The organism is Paenalcaligenes sp. Me131 (assembly GCF_050487225.1).
Classification (GTDB): domain Bacteria; phylum Pseudomonadota; class Gammaproteobacteria; order Burkholderiales; family Burkholderiaceae_B; genus Paenalcaligenes.
In genome coordinates this window covers 665,859-680,365 of the sequence record NZ_JBKQGY010000002.1, presented here as the reverse complement: position 1 = coordinate 680,365, position 14,507 = coordinate 665,859, and the positions used below count along the sequence as shown (strand labels likewise).

At 51.7% G+C, this 14,507-nt stretch carries 13 protein-coding genes and 1 pseudogene; 13 read left to right on the top strand and 1 reads right to left on the bottom strand.

Features of this window, described 5'->3' with window-relative positions; genetic code table 11:
- Window positions 1-278: 278 nt before the first annotated feature.
- Window positions 279-1,670 (top strand): annotated as a pseudogene (locus ACLPHM_RS11275) (DEAD/DEAH box helicase); the annotation flags it as partial.
- Window positions 1,671-1,804: 134 nt separating this feature from the next.
- Here the strand turns inward: ACLPHM_RS11275 and ACLPHM_RS11270 are convergent.
- Window positions 1,805-2,224: a helix-turn-helix domain-containing protein gene (locus tag ACLPHM_RS11270; RefSeq protein ID WP_430221329.1), complete on the bottom strand. Its 420-nt coding sequence runs from the start codon at window positions 2,222-2,224 to the stop codon at window positions 1,805-1,807.
- Window positions 2,225-2,308: 84 nt separating this feature from the next.
- Between ACLPHM_RS11270 and ACLPHM_RS11265 the strand changes: the two genes are divergently transcribed.
- From ACLPHM_RS11265 to ACLPHM_RS11210, 12 genes are all read left to right on the top strand, one after another.
- On the top strand, window positions 2,309-2,791 hold the full coding sequence (locus ACLPHM_RS11265) for a DUF2938 domain-containing protein (RefSeq protein WP_430221328.1): 483 nt from the start codon (window positions 2,309-2,311) through the stop codon (window positions 2,789-2,791).
- Between the two features lie 25 nt (window positions 2,792-2,816).
- Window positions 2,817-4,043 (top strand): MFS transporter, encoded by a 1,227-nt coding sequence (locus ACLPHM_RS11260; RefSeq protein WP_430221327.1) that lies wholly within the window; start codon window positions 2,817-2,819, stop codon window positions 4,041-4,043.
- Between the two features lie 254 nt (window positions 4,044-4,297).
- Entirely contained in the window at window positions 4,298-5,680 is a 1,383-nt protein-coding gene (locus tag ACLPHM_RS11255; RefSeq protein WP_430221326.1) for an FAD-binding oxidoreductase, read from the top strand.
- Window positions 5,681-5,740: 60 nt separating this feature from the next.
- Window positions 5,741-6,775 carry an aromatic ring-hydroxylating dioxygenase subunit alpha gene (locus tag ACLPHM_RS11250; RefSeq protein ID WP_430221325.1) on the top strand — a complete coding sequence of 345 codons (1,035 nt, stop codon included), beginning with the start codon at window positions 5,741-5,743 and terminating at the stop codon, window positions 6,773-6,775.
- A 1-nt stretch (window position 6,776) separates the two neighbouring features.
- Window positions 6,777-7,907: a 2Fe-2S iron-sulfur cluster-binding protein gene (locus ACLPHM_RS11245; RefSeq protein WP_430221324.1), complete on the top strand. Its 1,131-nt coding sequence runs from the start codon at window positions 6,777-6,779 to the stop codon at window positions 7,905-7,907.
- A gap of 675 nt (window positions 7,908-8,582) precedes the next feature.
- A complete protein-coding gene (locus ACLPHM_RS11240) occupies window positions 8,583-10,058 on the top strand; it encodes an aldehyde dehydrogenase family protein (protein ID WP_430221323.1) in 1,476 nt (491 codons plus the stop codon).
- A gap of 47 nt (window positions 10,059-10,105) precedes the next feature.
- Window positions 10,106-10,972, top strand: coding sequence for a transporter (locus ACLPHM_RS11235; protein WP_430221322.1), 867 nt, complete (start codon window positions 10,106-10,108; stop codon window positions 10,970-10,972).
- A 43-nt stretch (window positions 10,973-11,015) separates the two neighbouring features.
- The gene (locus ACLPHM_RS11230; RefSeq protein WP_430221321.1) at window positions 11,016-12,188 is read left to right on the top strand and encodes an amine dehydrogenase large subunit; all 1,173 of its coding nucleotides are present in this window, start codon (window positions 11,016-11,018) and stop codon (window positions 12,186-12,188) included.
- Between the two features lies 1 nt (window position 12,189).
- The gene (locus ACLPHM_RS11225; protein WP_430221320.1) at window positions 12,190-12,732 is read left to right on the top strand and encodes a MauE/DoxX family redox-associated membrane protein; all 543 of its coding nucleotides are present in this window, start codon (window positions 12,190-12,192) and stop codon (window positions 12,730-12,732) included.
- Window positions 12,733-13,371 (top strand): methylamine dehydrogenase accessory protein MauD, encoded by a 639-nt coding sequence (gene mauD, locus ACLPHM_RS11220; protein ID WP_430221319.1) that lies wholly within the window; start codon window positions 12,733-12,735, stop codon window positions 13,369-13,371.
- Entirely contained in the window at window positions 13,355-13,885 is a 531-nt protein-coding gene (locus ACLPHM_RS11215) for a methylamine dehydrogenase light chain (protein WP_430221318.1), read from the top strand. The genes mauD and ACLPHM_RS11215 overlap by 17 nt, the downstream gene beginning before the upstream one ends.
- A gap of 54 nt (window positions 13,886-13,939) precedes the next feature.
- Entirely contained in the window at window positions 13,940-14,455 is a 516-nt protein-coding gene (locus tag ACLPHM_RS11210) for a c-type cytochrome (protein WP_430221317.1), read from the top strand.
- The last annotated feature ends 52 nt before the right edge of the window (window positions 14,456-14,507 follow it).

Below are 14,507 nucleotides of genomic sequence, written 5' to 3'. Positions count from 1 at the left end.
TGTGGTGTAGTGTGTACTTGCCACGTCATACACAGTGTTAAAAAGTGGTAAGTAGCAGGTTTTAATAGGCGTATGGCGAGTAGGGGGTTATACTAATTGATTCGCCGCATTTATAAGTGGCGTCTTATCATCGCTTTCTGACCCCACGCCCTATAGCTTGCACACTGAGCGGCAATTCTTCAGGTTGATTGGTCGGCACGATGTTTCCAATCAACCCGTGCCACCGCCTTATGTGAGTGGTTGGCGCATAGTGGGTCGCCTCAGAGCGACGATTTTTCATGTCTTTTGATACTTTAGCCTTGCATCCCGCGTTATTGTCGGCGGTGAACAAGGCCGGCTTTACTGAGCCTACTCCTGTGCAGTTACAAGCTATTCCTGCTGCGCTGGAAGGTTCAGATTTAATGGTTTCCGCACAAACAGGTAGCGGTAAAACAGCAGCCTTCATGCTGCCATCTTTGCACCGTTTGTTGGAAAACCCACCTGCAGCAAAAAGCTCTGGTGTTTCCATTCTGGTACTGACTCCTACCCGTGAATTGGCCCTGCAAGTTGCACAAAACGTGAAACTGCTGGGTACTGGCATGCGCGATTTGCGCGTGGCGGTGGTAGTGGGCGGTATGCCTTACGGCGCACAAATCAAATCCTTGTCCCGCCGTGTAGACGTGCTGGTGGCAACACCTGGCCGTTTGATCGATCACCTGCAATCTGGTCGCGTTAAGCTGAACACCGTGCAAACACTGGTGTTGGACGAAGCTGACCGTATGTTGGACATGGGTTTCATCGATGACATCCATGCCATCGTTGCTAAAACTCCTCGTACACGTCAAACACTGTTGTTCTCTGCGACATTGGAAGACACAGTAAGTCGTTTGGCTAAAGATATGCTGAACGAACCTAAGCGTATCGAAGTGTCTGGTCATAAGAGCCGTCACGAGAACATTTCTCAAACCTTGTTGTACGCGGATGATGATTCCCACAAACGTCGTTTGTTGGATCACCTGTTGCGCGACGCCGATATGAACCAAGCGATTGTGTTCACCGCTACAAAACGTGGTGCTGAATTGCTGGCTGATGATCTGCGTGACGAAGGTTTTGCAGCGCGTTCTTTGCACGGTGACATGAACCAACGTCAACGTAACCACACATTGGGTCTGTTGCAGCGCGGCGGTATTCGTGTGTTGGTAGCCACTGACGTAGCGGCTCGTGGTATTGACGTTAAAGGCATCAGCCACGCGATTAACTACGACTTGCCTATGCAAGCTGAAGACTACACCCACCGTATCGGTCGTACAGGCCGTGCAGGTCAACAAGGTGCAGCGTTCACACTGGCTACACACTCCGAACACCACAAAGTGCGTCGTATCGAGCGCTTTACTGAGCAAACGATTGATGTGGCAGAAATTCCTGGTTTGGAACCAGTGAAAAAACTGTCACCCAAGAAAAAACGCCCAGGTTCCAGCTCACGTCGTCCAGGCGGTTTCTCTGGCAAACCACGTAAACCAAACGGCGCAGCGGGTGCATCCGCAGGCCGTGGTGATAGCCGTCCATCCCGTGGTGGCGACCGCCCAGCACGTGGCGATCGTAGCGATCGTGGTGACCGTCACGCCCCAGCTGGTGCAAATGGTCGTCCATCTTCACGTCCAAGCTCACGCGGTGATCGCAAACCACGTCCAGCAAATCACGCTGGCGCAGGCATGCGTTAACTCACCGTCGCGTGAATGAAGAATCCCCCTCTAGCAGGGGGATTTTTTTTGCCTATACAGAGCTGGTCTGCAAGGTAGTCTAGATGTTGGCGTAACGCGTAACCTTATTTGCTCAGGGTGGTGGATCGACTGTGCTTTAAGCGGCTCGCAGCGGCAGCTTTAAGCAAGCGCTGAAACGTCGGGCACTGTGCATGGTTAGGCGCTGGGCAGTGGGCGGCGTGACGTAAGCCTTCACTCATGGCTTGTAGGCGCTTGATGGTGCCGTCTATTTCTTCGGCTTTGGCGAGCAACACTTGTTTATCCACCTGTGGCGTACCGTCGGGTGATAACATCGCTTGTATTTCATCCAACGACAGCCCACCGGCTTGGCCCAACGCGATCAAAGCAAGTTGATCAATCACAGTCGGCGAAAACCTACGTCGCACCCCAGAAGGGCTAGTGGCGCTAATCAGCCCTTTTTTCTCGTAAAAACGCAGGGTAGACGAGGGCACACCAGTACGTTTTGCGACTTCGGATATATCCATTTCATGCCCCTTGACTTGAAGTTGACTTCAACTTCTATCATATCCACAAATAATGGTGACTTCAAAGGGCTTAAGGGTATGGACATGATGAACAACCTAGTAACAATACTGTGCCTAGGCATAGGGGCTACGCTGGTGATGGACATCTGGACGATGATCCTAAAAGCCGCTGGCATGCCTACGTTGAATTACGCCTTGGTGGGCAGATGGATAGGGCATTGGAGTAGTGGCACCTTCTTCCACTCGCCCATAGGCAAAGCCGCTCCCGTACGCGGTGAAACGCTGATGGGATGGTTAGTGCACTATGCCGTGGGCATTGTGTTTGCCGCAGCGCTGGTACTGCTGTACGGCACAGCATGGGTGCAACAGCCTACCTTGTGGCCTGCCGTCAAAGTGGGTCTGGTAACCGTGGTCATGCCATGGCTGATTATGCAGCCCGCGTTTGGGGCTGGTATTGCGGCATCTCGTACGCCAGCTCCGTGGAAAAGCCGCCTACAAAGCGTGGCAACACACGCAGTGTTTGGTGTGGGGCTGTATGTGGCAGCGGTAGTGCTTCAGTCGCTGTAGTCGGTGATGGAGCAGGAGAAATGTGATGAAAACGCACACATCAACAACCGGTAGAGCTATGCCTACTGCCGTTTATTTATTGGCCCTAAGCTTGTTTGCGATGGGCAGTGCTGAGTTTCTAATGGGGGGGATTCTCCCCATGATCGCAGCCGACTTAACCATCAGTTTGCCTACCGCAGGCACCTTAATTTCAGCTTTTGCCATAGGGGCGTTGATAGGTGGACCACCGTTTGCCATTCTGGCGATGCGTTGGCCTAAGCGTGCCACCTTATTGGCGAGCCAAGTGGCCTTTATTGTGGCCACAGCCGTGAGTTTGTTGGCAGCAGGTTATTGGTCTATTTTGATTGCGCGCTTTGCCATGGGTTTGGCGTATGCCTGTTTTTGGTCCGTGGCGGCAGCAACAGCGGTGCAAGTATCGCCGGCTGGCACACATGCCAAGGCCTTGTCCATTGTGGTGAGTGGGCTTACCGCCGCCATGGTGTTGGGCGGCCCCGCTGGTACGTTGATCAGTGATATCACCGGCTGGCGAGGTGGGTTCTGGGCAGTTGTGGCGGTAACGGCTATATCAACAATTGCAGGCTGGTTAGCCATTCCTAAAACCTCGAATGAAGGGGTTGAGGAGCCAGACCTGAAAACCGAGTTACGCGCAATGAAACGTCCGGTGTTGTGGGTAGCGTATGCCACCACCATGACCACCACGGCAGCTTATATGGGGATCTTTGGGTACTTGGCGGCACTGCTGTTAGACGTCAGTGGCCTGTCGGTAGAGTGGCTACCCGCTGTGCTGACTTTGTTTGGCGTAGGTGCTTTTATAGGCTTAAGCATTGGCGGTCGCACGGCAGATAAGCACCAGTTTGCTACCTTGTTGGTGGGGATCATCGGTTTAATCGTGATCTCTGCAGCTATCGCGTTGTTGGCGAGCAGTATGTGGGCAACGGTGCTGTTGGTGTTCGTGCTGGGTATAGCGGGTTTCTTGCTGAATCCTGCCGTGTGGGGGCGGGTGTATGTGATCGCGCCAGATGCGCCTATGTTGGCTGGGGCTACAAATTCGTCAGCCTTCCAAGCGGGTTTAACCATTGCGCCATTGTTAGCCGGTTTGCCCATTGGTTTGGGGATGGGTTTGCCAGCAGTAGGTTGGGTAGGTGTAGCCATTGCTGTAGTGTCGTTAGGCTTGGCGTTGTTGGATAGGAGACTTAGTCATACGTCGGCCAGCGCTACGTCGGCGACGAATAGGGTGGAACCTAGCGCCTAATCACTCTAGTCACATGCTGACAACACACGCTGCAATGTCTTTGTGCTTGCGGCGTTTTGTTGGGGGGCACATCTACCACGCTTTTGTGCATAGGCCGCTTCTTTTAGCTTCAGGAACTCGCGCAGAAGCCTTACGGGCGCTTCTTTACTTGTGATTCGTGTGCGCTTCGCAGAAAATAATGGATTGATCTGGATGTGTTGCGTACCAGCAAGAATGCTGTCGCACCGTACCGTGTTTAGATGATGGAGAAACATATGATGCAGTCGGGTAAAACGGAATCTTTGGATTTGCTGGCCCAACAGTTGTCAGCAATTAGGGATCCCGAAGGGCTGCAACGTTATGAGCAGGATTTCAGTGGTTGGAAAAGTGCCAGACCAGACATGGTGTTTAGACCGCAAACCACAGATGAAGTGGCCGCTATTTTGCGTGCGTGTTCGGCTGAGCAGCGTCAGGTAACCGTACAAGGCGGTTTGACCGGTTTGGCGGGTGGCGCATCCCCAGATACCGGTGATGTAGCTATCTCCATGGAACGCATGAACCAGGTGCTGGAGTTCGATGAAATTGGCGGCACCATCACCGTACAACCCGGCATGGTGCTGGAAAAACTGTGTGAGCACGTAGAGGCAGCAGGCTGGTATTTCCCATTGGATTTTGGTGCGCGTGGTTCGTGCCAAGTAGGTGGTAACGTCTCTACCAATGCTGGCGGTAACCGCGTACTGCGTTACGGCACCACCCGTATGTTGGTGTTGGGTATGGAAGTGGTACTGGCCGATGGCCGTGTATTGTCTATGCTGAACAAAGGTTTAAAGAACAATACTGGCCTAGACCTTAAACACTTGTTTATTGGTGCAGAAGGCACATTGGGTGTGGTCACCAAACTGGTGCTGCGCTTGTTCCCCAAACCCCAAGCTCGTTACAGTGCGTTGGTGGCTGCGCCTTCTTTCTCGGCCGTCACACAACTGTTGAAAGCTGCCCGTGCTGCCTTTGCCAACTTGTCGTCTTTCGAGTTGATGTGGCACGAGTATTTGAGCATGGCTTGCAAAACCATTGGTAGATCCGAGCCTTTTGACCAAGCTTATCCACTGTATGTATTGCTGGAAACCGAAGGCGACTTAGATGTGCGCGCCGAAGAAGCGCTGCAAGAGTGGTTAGAAGCACAACTGGAAAAAGAACTGATCAGCGACGTGATCTTGCCGCAAAGCAGCGAGCAAGCCGCGCAACTGTGGCACATGCGCGATGCTAGTGGCGAAATCCTTAAAGAGCTGACACCCTATGTGGCGTTTGATGTGGGCCTGCCCATGCAGCATAGTGAAGCCTTTGTGCAGCGTGTCACGCAGCGTCTGGAACAAACTTATCCACAAGCGCATAATTTATTCTTTGGACACTTGGGCGACGGCAATTTGCACCTAACCACAGGACCATTCGCGGAAGAAGACCTGCTGGCTGTAGAAGAGCTGGTTTATGAAGAAGTGGCTGCGGTAGGTGGTAGCATCTCGGCCGAGCATGGTATTGGCCGCATTAAAAAGCCATTCTTGCATTTCAGCCGTAACGAAGAAGAACTGGCACTGATGTGTCAGCTTAAAGAGCTGCTGGATCCTCAAAATATCTTGAACGCCGGGCGTGTGTACCCGAACTAGCGTAAAAGGCCTGCCACGGCAGGCTATTTACTCACTGACTGAATAGAAAACGAGCTAAGCATGTTTTTGCGTAATACCTGGTATGTAGGAGCGTTGTCATCGGAATTGGGGCAAGCGCTTCATGCGGTGAAAATGCTGAATGAGAACATTGTGATGTACCGCAAGCAGGACGGCACTCCCGTGGCCTTGGAAGACTCCTGTCCGCACCGTCGTCTGCCGTTGTCCAAAGGCCGTCTGATTAACGACGAAGTGGAATGCGGTTATCACGGTTTGACCTTTGATTGTTCTGGTCAATGCGTTAAAGCACCGGGCGTTGCGCAAATTCCGCGTGCAGCCGTTGTGCGTCAGTACCCCTGTGCGGAGCGTTACGGCATGGTGTGGGTATGGATGGGCGATGCCGCGCTGGCCGATGAAAGCCAAATCATCGACATTCCAGAATGGGGGCGTGAGGGCTGGGGCGTCAACAGTGGTGACGCCATGACCATTGACTGCAACTACCTGTACGTAACTGATAACTTGCTAGACCCTTCCCACGTATCGTGGGTACACCAGACCTCGTTTGGTAGTGCTTCTATGATCGGCAAACCACTGAAAGTGGACATGGCTAAAAACGGCGTGACGGTATCCCGCTGGTTAGAAGACGTAGACGTCGCACCGTTCTACAAGAAATTTGTGAAATTTGACGGCAACTGCGATAGAAAGCAGCAATACGAAGTGCGTTTCCCATCGTTGGCCGTGATCAAGGCCATCTTTGTACCTGCTGGCAGCGGTGGCGAAGAGGCTGTGAACCATCCAGATGTGTTTTTGATGGATTCCTATAACTTCCTGACACCAGTAGACGACAAGCACACTCGTTATTTCTGGTTCCAACTGCGTAACTTCAGCCCTGACGACGAAGAAGTATCGCGTGAGTTCAACGAAGATGTGCGCTTTGCATTCAGTGAAGACAAAGCTATTTTGGAACTGGTGCAAGTAGGCATGGATGCCCGCCCAGCGGCGTTGGATCTACCTATTGATTCCGGTCCTATGCGTTTCCGTCGTCGTTTGCAGCAACGCATAGAGGCTGAGCAAGCAGAAGTAGAGGTTGGTGTCTAAGATGTCAGCAAGCGATGCACGTCAGTTCAAGCGGTATAAGGTCGTTGCTAAAGCAGCTGAAAGTGCCTGTATTACGTCTTTTGTGTTGGAACCTGAAGATGGCTCCGCATTGCCAGTGTGGCAGCCAGGCCAGTATTTGATCTTCAAGTTTGATCTGAATGGTCAATCGTACCTACGTCATTACAGTATTGCGGCGGCACCGGGGCAACCGGCGGGGCTACGCATTGCCGTGAAACGTGAAAGAGCGCCTGAGGGCCTAGATGTATCTGCAGGCGTGATTTCGCAGCACATGCACGATGCCGTGCACGTAGGCGATACGCTGGTAGCAGCAGGCCCGTTGGGTGATTTTGTCTTAGATCAGAACAGCCAGCGCCCCGTATTACTGCTTAGTGGTGGTGTAGGCGTAACGCCTGTATTGGCCATGCTGCAGCAGTTAGTGTTGTGCTCTGATAGACGTGTGGATTTCATACACGGCTGCCAAGACGGTGAGTTGCACGCGTTCGCTGATGAAGTTCAGGCACTGGTGGCGCAGCGCGCCAATGTGTACAGCCATCTTTGTTACTTGAACCCTACCGATGCCGACCGCCAGCAAGGTGCATTCAAGGTAGAAGGGCTGCTCACACGCGAACATCTACAAAGCTGGCTGCCGTTAGACGACTACGAATGCTACGTATGCGGCCCTACGCCATTCATGCAGGCGGTATGGCAGATGTTGCGTAGCCTAGGCATTGCGCAAGATCGCATCCACTACGAGTTCTTTGGTACAGCTACCGTGTTGGAAAAACAGCCCGTCAGTAGCGATCTTGAGGCACCGAAGGCGGTTGGTACGGCAACATCTACCGTGTCGGCGACAGAGCCTGTAGTTGCTACAGGCGAGACCGTAGAGTTCGTTGGGAAAACGGCAGCGCTGGCGTGGGACCCTGCGCAAGCATCGTTGTTGGACTTTGCTGAAGCCCAAGGCTTAGAACCGTATTTCAACTGCCGATCAGGTCTGTGCAATAGTTGCATGTGCACCTTGGTGTCGGGCGACGTGGTCTATGTAGAAGAGCCGCTGGACATGCCACCAGAGGGCAAAGTACTGCTGTGCTGTTCCAAGCCACGTGGTGCCGTGGTGATTGAACTGGCGGAGTAAATGGCTACTGCATAAGAAAGGGCCGTAAACCTACCAATATCCAGACCCCGGGGGGACGGAGAGGAAACTTTTTTGATTTGGTGTCTCAAATCACAAAAAGTATTCCTGCAGTTCCCCAGCGCGTGCGATGAATACAGCCTTCCTATTTAAAATACTTCCCTCCGCCTTCCCTTCATCGCTTGCCATGGCCTTTGCTTGGATAACTGCTGACAGTAAGCCGTCTTTCTGTAGTAGTTCATGGGAAGTGTTAGTAGCGTTGTAGTCCTACTCCTGCCAACATCCAGAAGCTTCGGGGGGACGGAGAGGAAACTTTTTTGATTTGGTGTACAAATCACAAAAAGTATTCCTGCAGTTCCCCAGCGCGTGCAATGAATGTGCTGTTCAGCGGATATACCCACCATTACATAAAAACACTACAGCCCCATGCAGCTAGACGAGAAAACCGTAGCAGTTACACCGTCATCCTGCACCTCAAAAACAACCTCCAAAATCCCGCCCATAATCACCGGCAATCAGGTACATGCTTTAAGTATGTACCTTTTTTCTTGGTGAATACCCTTGCTTTACCGCCAGTGTGCCCAATAGCACAAATGCTCATGCACAACGGCACAAGTAGCCTAAATAGGGGTAGATATACTCAGGCCGTGAAAATTACCCTCTACAGGAGACTTGGGCATGGCCGTACAACAGGTGAAGGGCATTCGTGAGCACATGATTATCGCAGGCAAGGCGGTAGAGCAAAGTCATGGAGATCGCATCCCCGTCTATAACCCCGCGACCGGAGACGTCATTGCAATGCAGCCTGAGGCTGGCGTAGAAGGTGTGGATTTGGCAGTGAAGTCTGCGCATCACACATTAACGGAGTCTGCGTGGACGACCATGCTACCAGCTCAGCGTGAACGCTTGTTGTTGAAACTGGCCGATGTCGTGGAAGCACATGCCGATGAACTGGCCAGTTTGGAGACGTTGAATAACGGCAAGCTGCTGCGCTTTTCATTGGGAATGGAAGTGTCTTTTGCGGTGCAGTGGCTGCGTTATATGGCGGGCTGGGCGACCAAAGTGTCGGGTGATGTGTTGAGCCTGTCTATTCCGTTTCCTGAGCACACACGTTATCACGCGTATACCCGTTTGGAACCTATTGGGGTGGTCGCAGCCATTGTGCCGTGGAATTTCCCGCTACTCATGGCTGTATGGAAAATCGCACCCGCATTGGCCGCAGGCTGCACAGTGGTACTGAAACCTGCAGAAGAAACACCGTTGACGGCCATACGACTGGCGGAGCTGGTGTTGGAAGCAGGTTTTCCGGAGGGTGTGCTGAACGTGATTACAGGTCGAGGGGACAGCACAGGAGCGGCTCTTACCGCCCATCCATTGGTTAACAAAATTTCGTTCACCGGTTCTACTGAGGTGGGCTACATCATTGCCCGTCAGGCAGCGCAAGACATGAAGAAAGTGGCGCTGGAACTAGGGGGGAAATCCCCTGTACTGATTTTTGATGACTGTGATGTAGAGCAAGCGATACAGGGGGCGGCAAACGCCATCTTCTTTAATCAAGGGCAAGTGTGTACAGCTGGCTCACGTCTATACATTCAGAGCGGTATTTATGAAGAAGTGGCTCAGGGTATTGCCAAGTTGGCCGATGAAATGGTGCTAGGGGATGGCTTTAGTGAGCATACCCAGATGGCACCACTGATCTCAGCACGGCAGCAAGAAAGGGTACAAAAATACATAAAAATTGGTCAGCAAGAAGGTAGGCAACTGACCAAAGCGCAAACGTGTCCAGAGCAAGGTTTCTTCGTACGCCCTACCGTCTTTGCGGATGTGGACATCATGGCGCGTGTGTCACAAGAGGAGATTTTTGGTCCGGTATTGGTGGCGAACCGTTTTGAGACAGAAGCTGATGCCATACGCTTGGCCAACCAAACCGAGTATGGCTTAGGGGCCAGCATATGGAGCAATGACTTAAGCCGTGTGCAGCGCCTAGTGGCGGCTGTGAAAGCCGGCACGGTATGGGTGAATACGCACAACGCTTTAGATCCACATATGCCTTTTGGAGGATTTAAACAGTCAGGATTGGGACGTGAGCATGGTAAAGCGGCAGTGGAGTCCTATTTGGATACCAAATCAGTGTGTATTGCCTATAGATCGTAAGGCAGTGCCCTAACGCAGCATCCAGAAAAAACACGGGAGGAGACATCATGAGTATTCCCAGTAAAACAATGAGGGTGTGGCTGTGTATAGCAGGGGTGGTAGCTAGTGGTAGTTGCGTGGCTGGTGATCCCAGTGCGCGGGACTGGTTGCCTGCGCCTGTAGGTACCGACATGGTGCTAGGCTATTTTGGTACCTTAAGCTCGCATGGTGTGTATGACGGGGGGAAACGCGTTTCTGGTGCGCCCGGGATGGATATGCAGATGGCTATTTACCGGCAAATGCATTATCGCGAGTTGGCCGGTAAAACGGTGCAGTATGAAGTGATTGTGCCGGTGATGCGTAAGAGTATTGGTACGCCACGCGAGCATATGCAAGGTGTGGGTGATATTAGCGTTGGCACAGCTGTTTGGTTTTTGAATAACGAGGAAAGTCGTACGTACTTTGCTTGGGAACCCTTCATTACGCTGCCCACTGGGCGCTATCACGGCTCACGTGCTGATCTTTCACCGGGTGCAAATCGCTGGGCGACGGTGCAGGATTTTGCATTTGTGCAGGGGTTTGGTGAAAGCAGTTATCTCGAACTGATGGCGGAGTTCGAGTTTTATGGCAGAAACACCAACTACTATGGCGCCACGTTGAAGAAAGATCCTTCGGTGAGGTTGATGACACTGCTGTCTACCAACCTCACTGAGTCCACCTATGTAGGAATGCGGTATCGCTACGAAACCGGCGGCAAAGAGAAACTGAACGGTGATACTGCTACAGGTTCGGCAAACAGCCATCAGTTGGCCGCCGAAATCACCTATCAATTTACGAATCAGCAACAACTACAACTGCAATATATCCATGATCTGGAGGTTCGTCATGGGCCTCGATTGGCGGGTGTGCAACTGCGGTATGGCTATGCGTTCTAGCGCATTTACTCAGGAGAAGACAATGCGATTAACTCGAAATATCATGCGAAATAGTGCCCGCTGGGTAGCGGCATTGGTGTTGGGGGGCGTGGCGCTGGGAGTGCAAGCCCAAGGTCAGTTCCAACCACTGGAAACCTTCAAAGACGGGACGCTGCTACCAGAAGATGCACAGGACCGTATTTATGTGATGGACTTTGTGTTCTCGCATATGACCGAAAGCCGTGTGAATGTATTTGATGGCAAAACTGGAAAGTTTCTGGGCATGGTTCCTGTCGGCATGATGGGGCATATGCAGTTGTCCAATGACGGCAAGAAAATCTACACCATGACAACCTACCACGAGCGTGTCACGCGCGGAAAACGTACCGACGTGGTTGAGGTGTGGGATGCACAAGGGTTGGCATTTGAGAAAGAAATTATCTTGCCCAATAACCGGGTGCAAGGGCTGAATTATCGCAACTTGTTCAGTCAGAGTACGGATGGGAAGCTCATCATCTTGCAAAATGCGACGCCAGCTATTTCGGTTGCTGTTGTGGATGTTGAGAAAGGTGAACACGTAGAAGAAATTACCGCCGTAGCTGGTTGTTGGAGTGTGAATCCATTACCAAATCGACCACGTAGTTTCATGACGGTGTGTGGTGATGGCTCGTTGTTGACCATTGATTTGGATGATAACGGTAAGGTGGCCTCACAGCACCGCAGTGAACGCATGTTTTCAGTGCAGGATGATCCAGTTTTCATTTTGCCTGCGATGGTGAATAACAAGGCGCACTACGTGTCATTCTACGGCACTATCTACACCGCTGATTTCAATGGTGAACAGGTGACTTTTGAGCCTACATGGTCTTTGCTAAGCGAGGAAGATAGAGCATCTGCTTGGACGCCGGGTGGGTACAACCTGATTGCTGCCCATGAAGGGAATCAGCGCTTATATGTGCTGATGCACGCCAATGGTGAAGAAGGTACGCATAAGGCGGCGGCAGACGAAATGTGGGTGTATGACCTGACTCAGAAAAAACGTGTGGCGCGTATTCCAGGGCTAGAAATGATTTCTTTAGCTGTGGATGAGCCTGCTCAGCGTTTGCTGGGAACGGACGGTAGCAAAGTGCATATTTTTGATATCAGTGGGGAAGAGCCTACCTTGATTCGCACGATTGAAGATGCTGCTGAAAGTGCGTTGCAAGTGGAGCCCCACATGGTGAAAACAGGAGGCTGATATGGACCCACTCTTAGGTTATGTGGCAGCGGCAAGTCTGTGTATTTTGCTATTGGCGAGTGCAATAGAAAAAATACGCTATTTCAGTGTGTTTGAGGGCGCTGTCGTCGCGTATCGCCTAGTACCAGACTGGTTCGCTCGTTTCGTGGCAAGTGGTTTTGTGGTTGTGGAACTCTTGGCTGCTGTCTTGCTGTTATGGCCTACCTTTCGTGTTATGGGTGGGTGGCTTGCTGTGGGGTTGCTGCTGGTGGCAACAGCGGCAATGACAATTAACTTGTTACGCGGGCATACCGACGTATCGTGTGGTTGCGGCAGTCTAAAGGAAAAGTCGGCGGGGCTGTCATGGTGGCTGGTGGTTCGCAACCTCTTGCTGTTAGTGGCACTAAGTGCCGTGGTATGGCCCGTAAACGCTACAGAGCGTGTATTGGGCTGGGTGGATGGGTTGACCTTCTTTGGTGCAACACTGGCATTCCTAGGCATGTATTACGCGCTGGATCACCTGATTGAGTCGCATAGCAAATTACAAAAACTCAAGGAGATATAAATGAGTGCACTGATGATTTCAAATATTGTGCTGTGGGCAGTAGTGCTCATGCTGGTGGTGCTGGTTTTGGCATTGTCCAGACAAATTGGCGTGCTGTATGAGCGTGTAGCGCCTATGGGGGCGCTGACGATGGATAAAGGTCCAGAGGTAGGAGAAAACGCCCCCACGTTTGAACTACTGGATATTTTGGGTAGAGCGCAAAGCATAGGTGTTCCAGGGCAGTACAGTCAGTTGCTGTTTTTCTTGTCACCCACCTGCCCAGTATGTAAGAAGCTGATGCCTATTTTGCGTTCTATAGCACAGGCCGAGAGGCAATGGCTGCGTGTGGTGCTGGCCAGTGACGGTGAAATGCCTGAGCACTTGGCTTTCTATAAACAAGCGGGTTTGGATCCTTTCCCCTACGTACTGTCCACCCCGCTGGGCATGAGTTTTCACATCAGTAAATTGCCGTATGCAGTCCTGATGGATGAAAACGGCGTGATTCGTGCCAAAGGCTTGATTAACTCGCGTGAGCAGTTGGAGAGTCTGTTTACTGCTAAAGAGTTGGGCGTGGCGTCAGTGCAGGATTATCTGCGTAACAACGAGATGAAAGACGTGAACATTTCACGTAAGGAGAAGGAAAATGCATTGGTTGGATAACTTAGGAGAGAAAGTGTCCAGGCGTCTGGCACATCATTCTTCACGTCGCAGCTTTTTAAATGGGTTGGGTAAGGTGATGGTGGCATCTGCTGCGCTGTTACCAGTATTGCCTGTAGCACGAGCAGGTAATACCCCCAAGCTGACTGGGTTAGATCCTAATGAGATTCCAGAAGATGAGTTCAACTCGTGCGATTACTGGCGACATTGTGCAGTAGATGGATTCTTGTGTTCTTGTTGCGGGGGGACAGCATCCTCGTGCCCACCGGGTACAACAGCATCGCCCATTTCGTGGGTGGGTACGTGTCACAACCCTTACGATGGCAAAGATTACTTGGTGAGTTACCACGATTGCTGCGGTAAAACTGCATGTAATCGTTGCGCATGTGTGTCTCAGACACGCGAGCGCCCAGGCTATGAGTTCTTCTTGCATAACGATGTGAACTGGTGCATGGCGAACGAAAATAGTACTTTCCACTGCACGGCGTCAGTGTTGGTGGGTTTAGCTAAAAACTAAGGAAAAAGGTCGGTGGCCGAAGGGCTGCCGACCTGCTTGGTTTGGAGTACAGGAATGAAAGCGTTGATACTGGTTCTACTGGGCTGTGTGTCAGTGTTGGGGATGAAGGCTGCCGAGGCAAAGCGACCTCTGCCAACAGATGGCAACACGCAGTTGTCGTATTTTCTGAATAGTGAAAGGGTGTACAAAGACTACATGCTTCAGTGTGCGGGCTGTCATCGTTATGATGGCCAAGGAGTAGAGAGTCGTGGAATCCCCAGTTTTGTAGATTCCATTGGGTTATTTAGCCGCATGGTGGATGGGCGTGCGTACATGATACGGGTGCCTGGTTCTGCGCAGTCTCAATTAAATAACGATGAATTAGCCATGGTGTTGAACTATATTGTGGCGCGCTTTAGTCCTGAGGAATTTGAGCGCAATGGCTTCAGGTTATTTAGCGCAGCAGAAGTCGGGGCATCACGTCCGTATAGGTTTGATGATGTGGCGGCGGCACGGAAAACCTTGGAAATGCAGATGGAAGAAAAAGGATGGCTGCCTGCTCCGTATTTGTTTGGACAGGCAGGTCGTTAGAGGATGCTGGCTGCAGTATGCGGGTTTATCTGTCTAGGCAGAGTATTAAAAA

What these genes read in the sequence shown, in the direction of transcription:
- ACLPHM_RS11250 (WP_430221325.1), top strand. Translation starts at nt 5,741, where the DNA reads ATGTTTTTGCGTAATACCTGGTATGTAGGAGCGTTGTCATCGGAATTG.
- ACLPHM_RS11265 (WP_430221328.1), top strand. Translation starts at nt 2,309, where the DNA reads ATGATGAACAACCTAGTAACAATACTGTGCCTAGGCATAGGGGCTACG.
- ACLPHM_RS11255 (WP_430221326.1), top strand. Translation starts at nt 4,298, where the DNA reads ATGATGCAGTCGGGTAAAACGGAATCTTTGGATTTGCTGGCCCAACAG.
- ACLPHM_RS11215 (WP_430221318.1), top strand. Translation starts at nt 13,355, where the DNA reads ATGCATTGGTTGGATAACTTAGGAGAGAAAGTGTCCAGGCGTCTGGCA.
- ACLPHM_RS11260 (WP_430221327.1), top strand. Translation starts at nt 2,817, where the DNA reads ATGAAAACGCACACATCAACAACCGGTAGAGCTATGCCTACTGCCGTT.
- ACLPHM_RS11245 (WP_430221324.1), top strand. Translation starts at nt 6,777, where the DNA reads ATGTCAGCAAGCGATGCACGTCAGTTCAAGCGGTATAAGGTCGTTGCT.
- ACLPHM_RS11210 (WP_430221317.1), top strand. Translation starts at nt 13,940, where the DNA reads ATGAAAGCGTTGATACTGGTTCTACTGGGCTGTGTGTCAGTGTTGGGG.
- ACLPHM_RS11240 (WP_430221323.1), top strand. Translation starts at nt 8,583, where the DNA reads ATGGCCGTACAACAGGTGAAGGGCATTCGTGAGCACATGATTATCGCA.
- ACLPHM_RS11270 (WP_430221329.1), bottom strand. Translation starts at nt 2,224, where the DNA reads ATGGATATATCCGAAGTCGCAAAACGTACTGGTGTGCCCTCGTCTACC.
- ACLPHM_RS11230 (WP_430221321.1), top strand. Translation starts at nt 11,016, where the DNA reads ATGCGAAATAGTGCCCGCTGGGTAGCGGCATTGGTGTTGGGGGGCGTG.
- mauD (WP_430221319.1), top strand. Translation starts at nt 12,733, where the DNA reads ATGAGTGCACTGATGATTTCAAATATTGTGCTGTGGGCAGTAGTGCTC.
- ACLPHM_RS11225 (WP_430221320.1), top strand. Translation starts at nt 12,190, where the DNA reads ATGGACCCACTCTTAGGTTATGTGGCAGCGGCAAGTCTGTGTATTTTG.
- ACLPHM_RS11235 (WP_430221322.1), top strand. Translation starts at nt 10,106, where the DNA reads ATGAGTATTCCCAGTAAAACAATGAGGGTGTGGCTGTGTATAGCAGGG.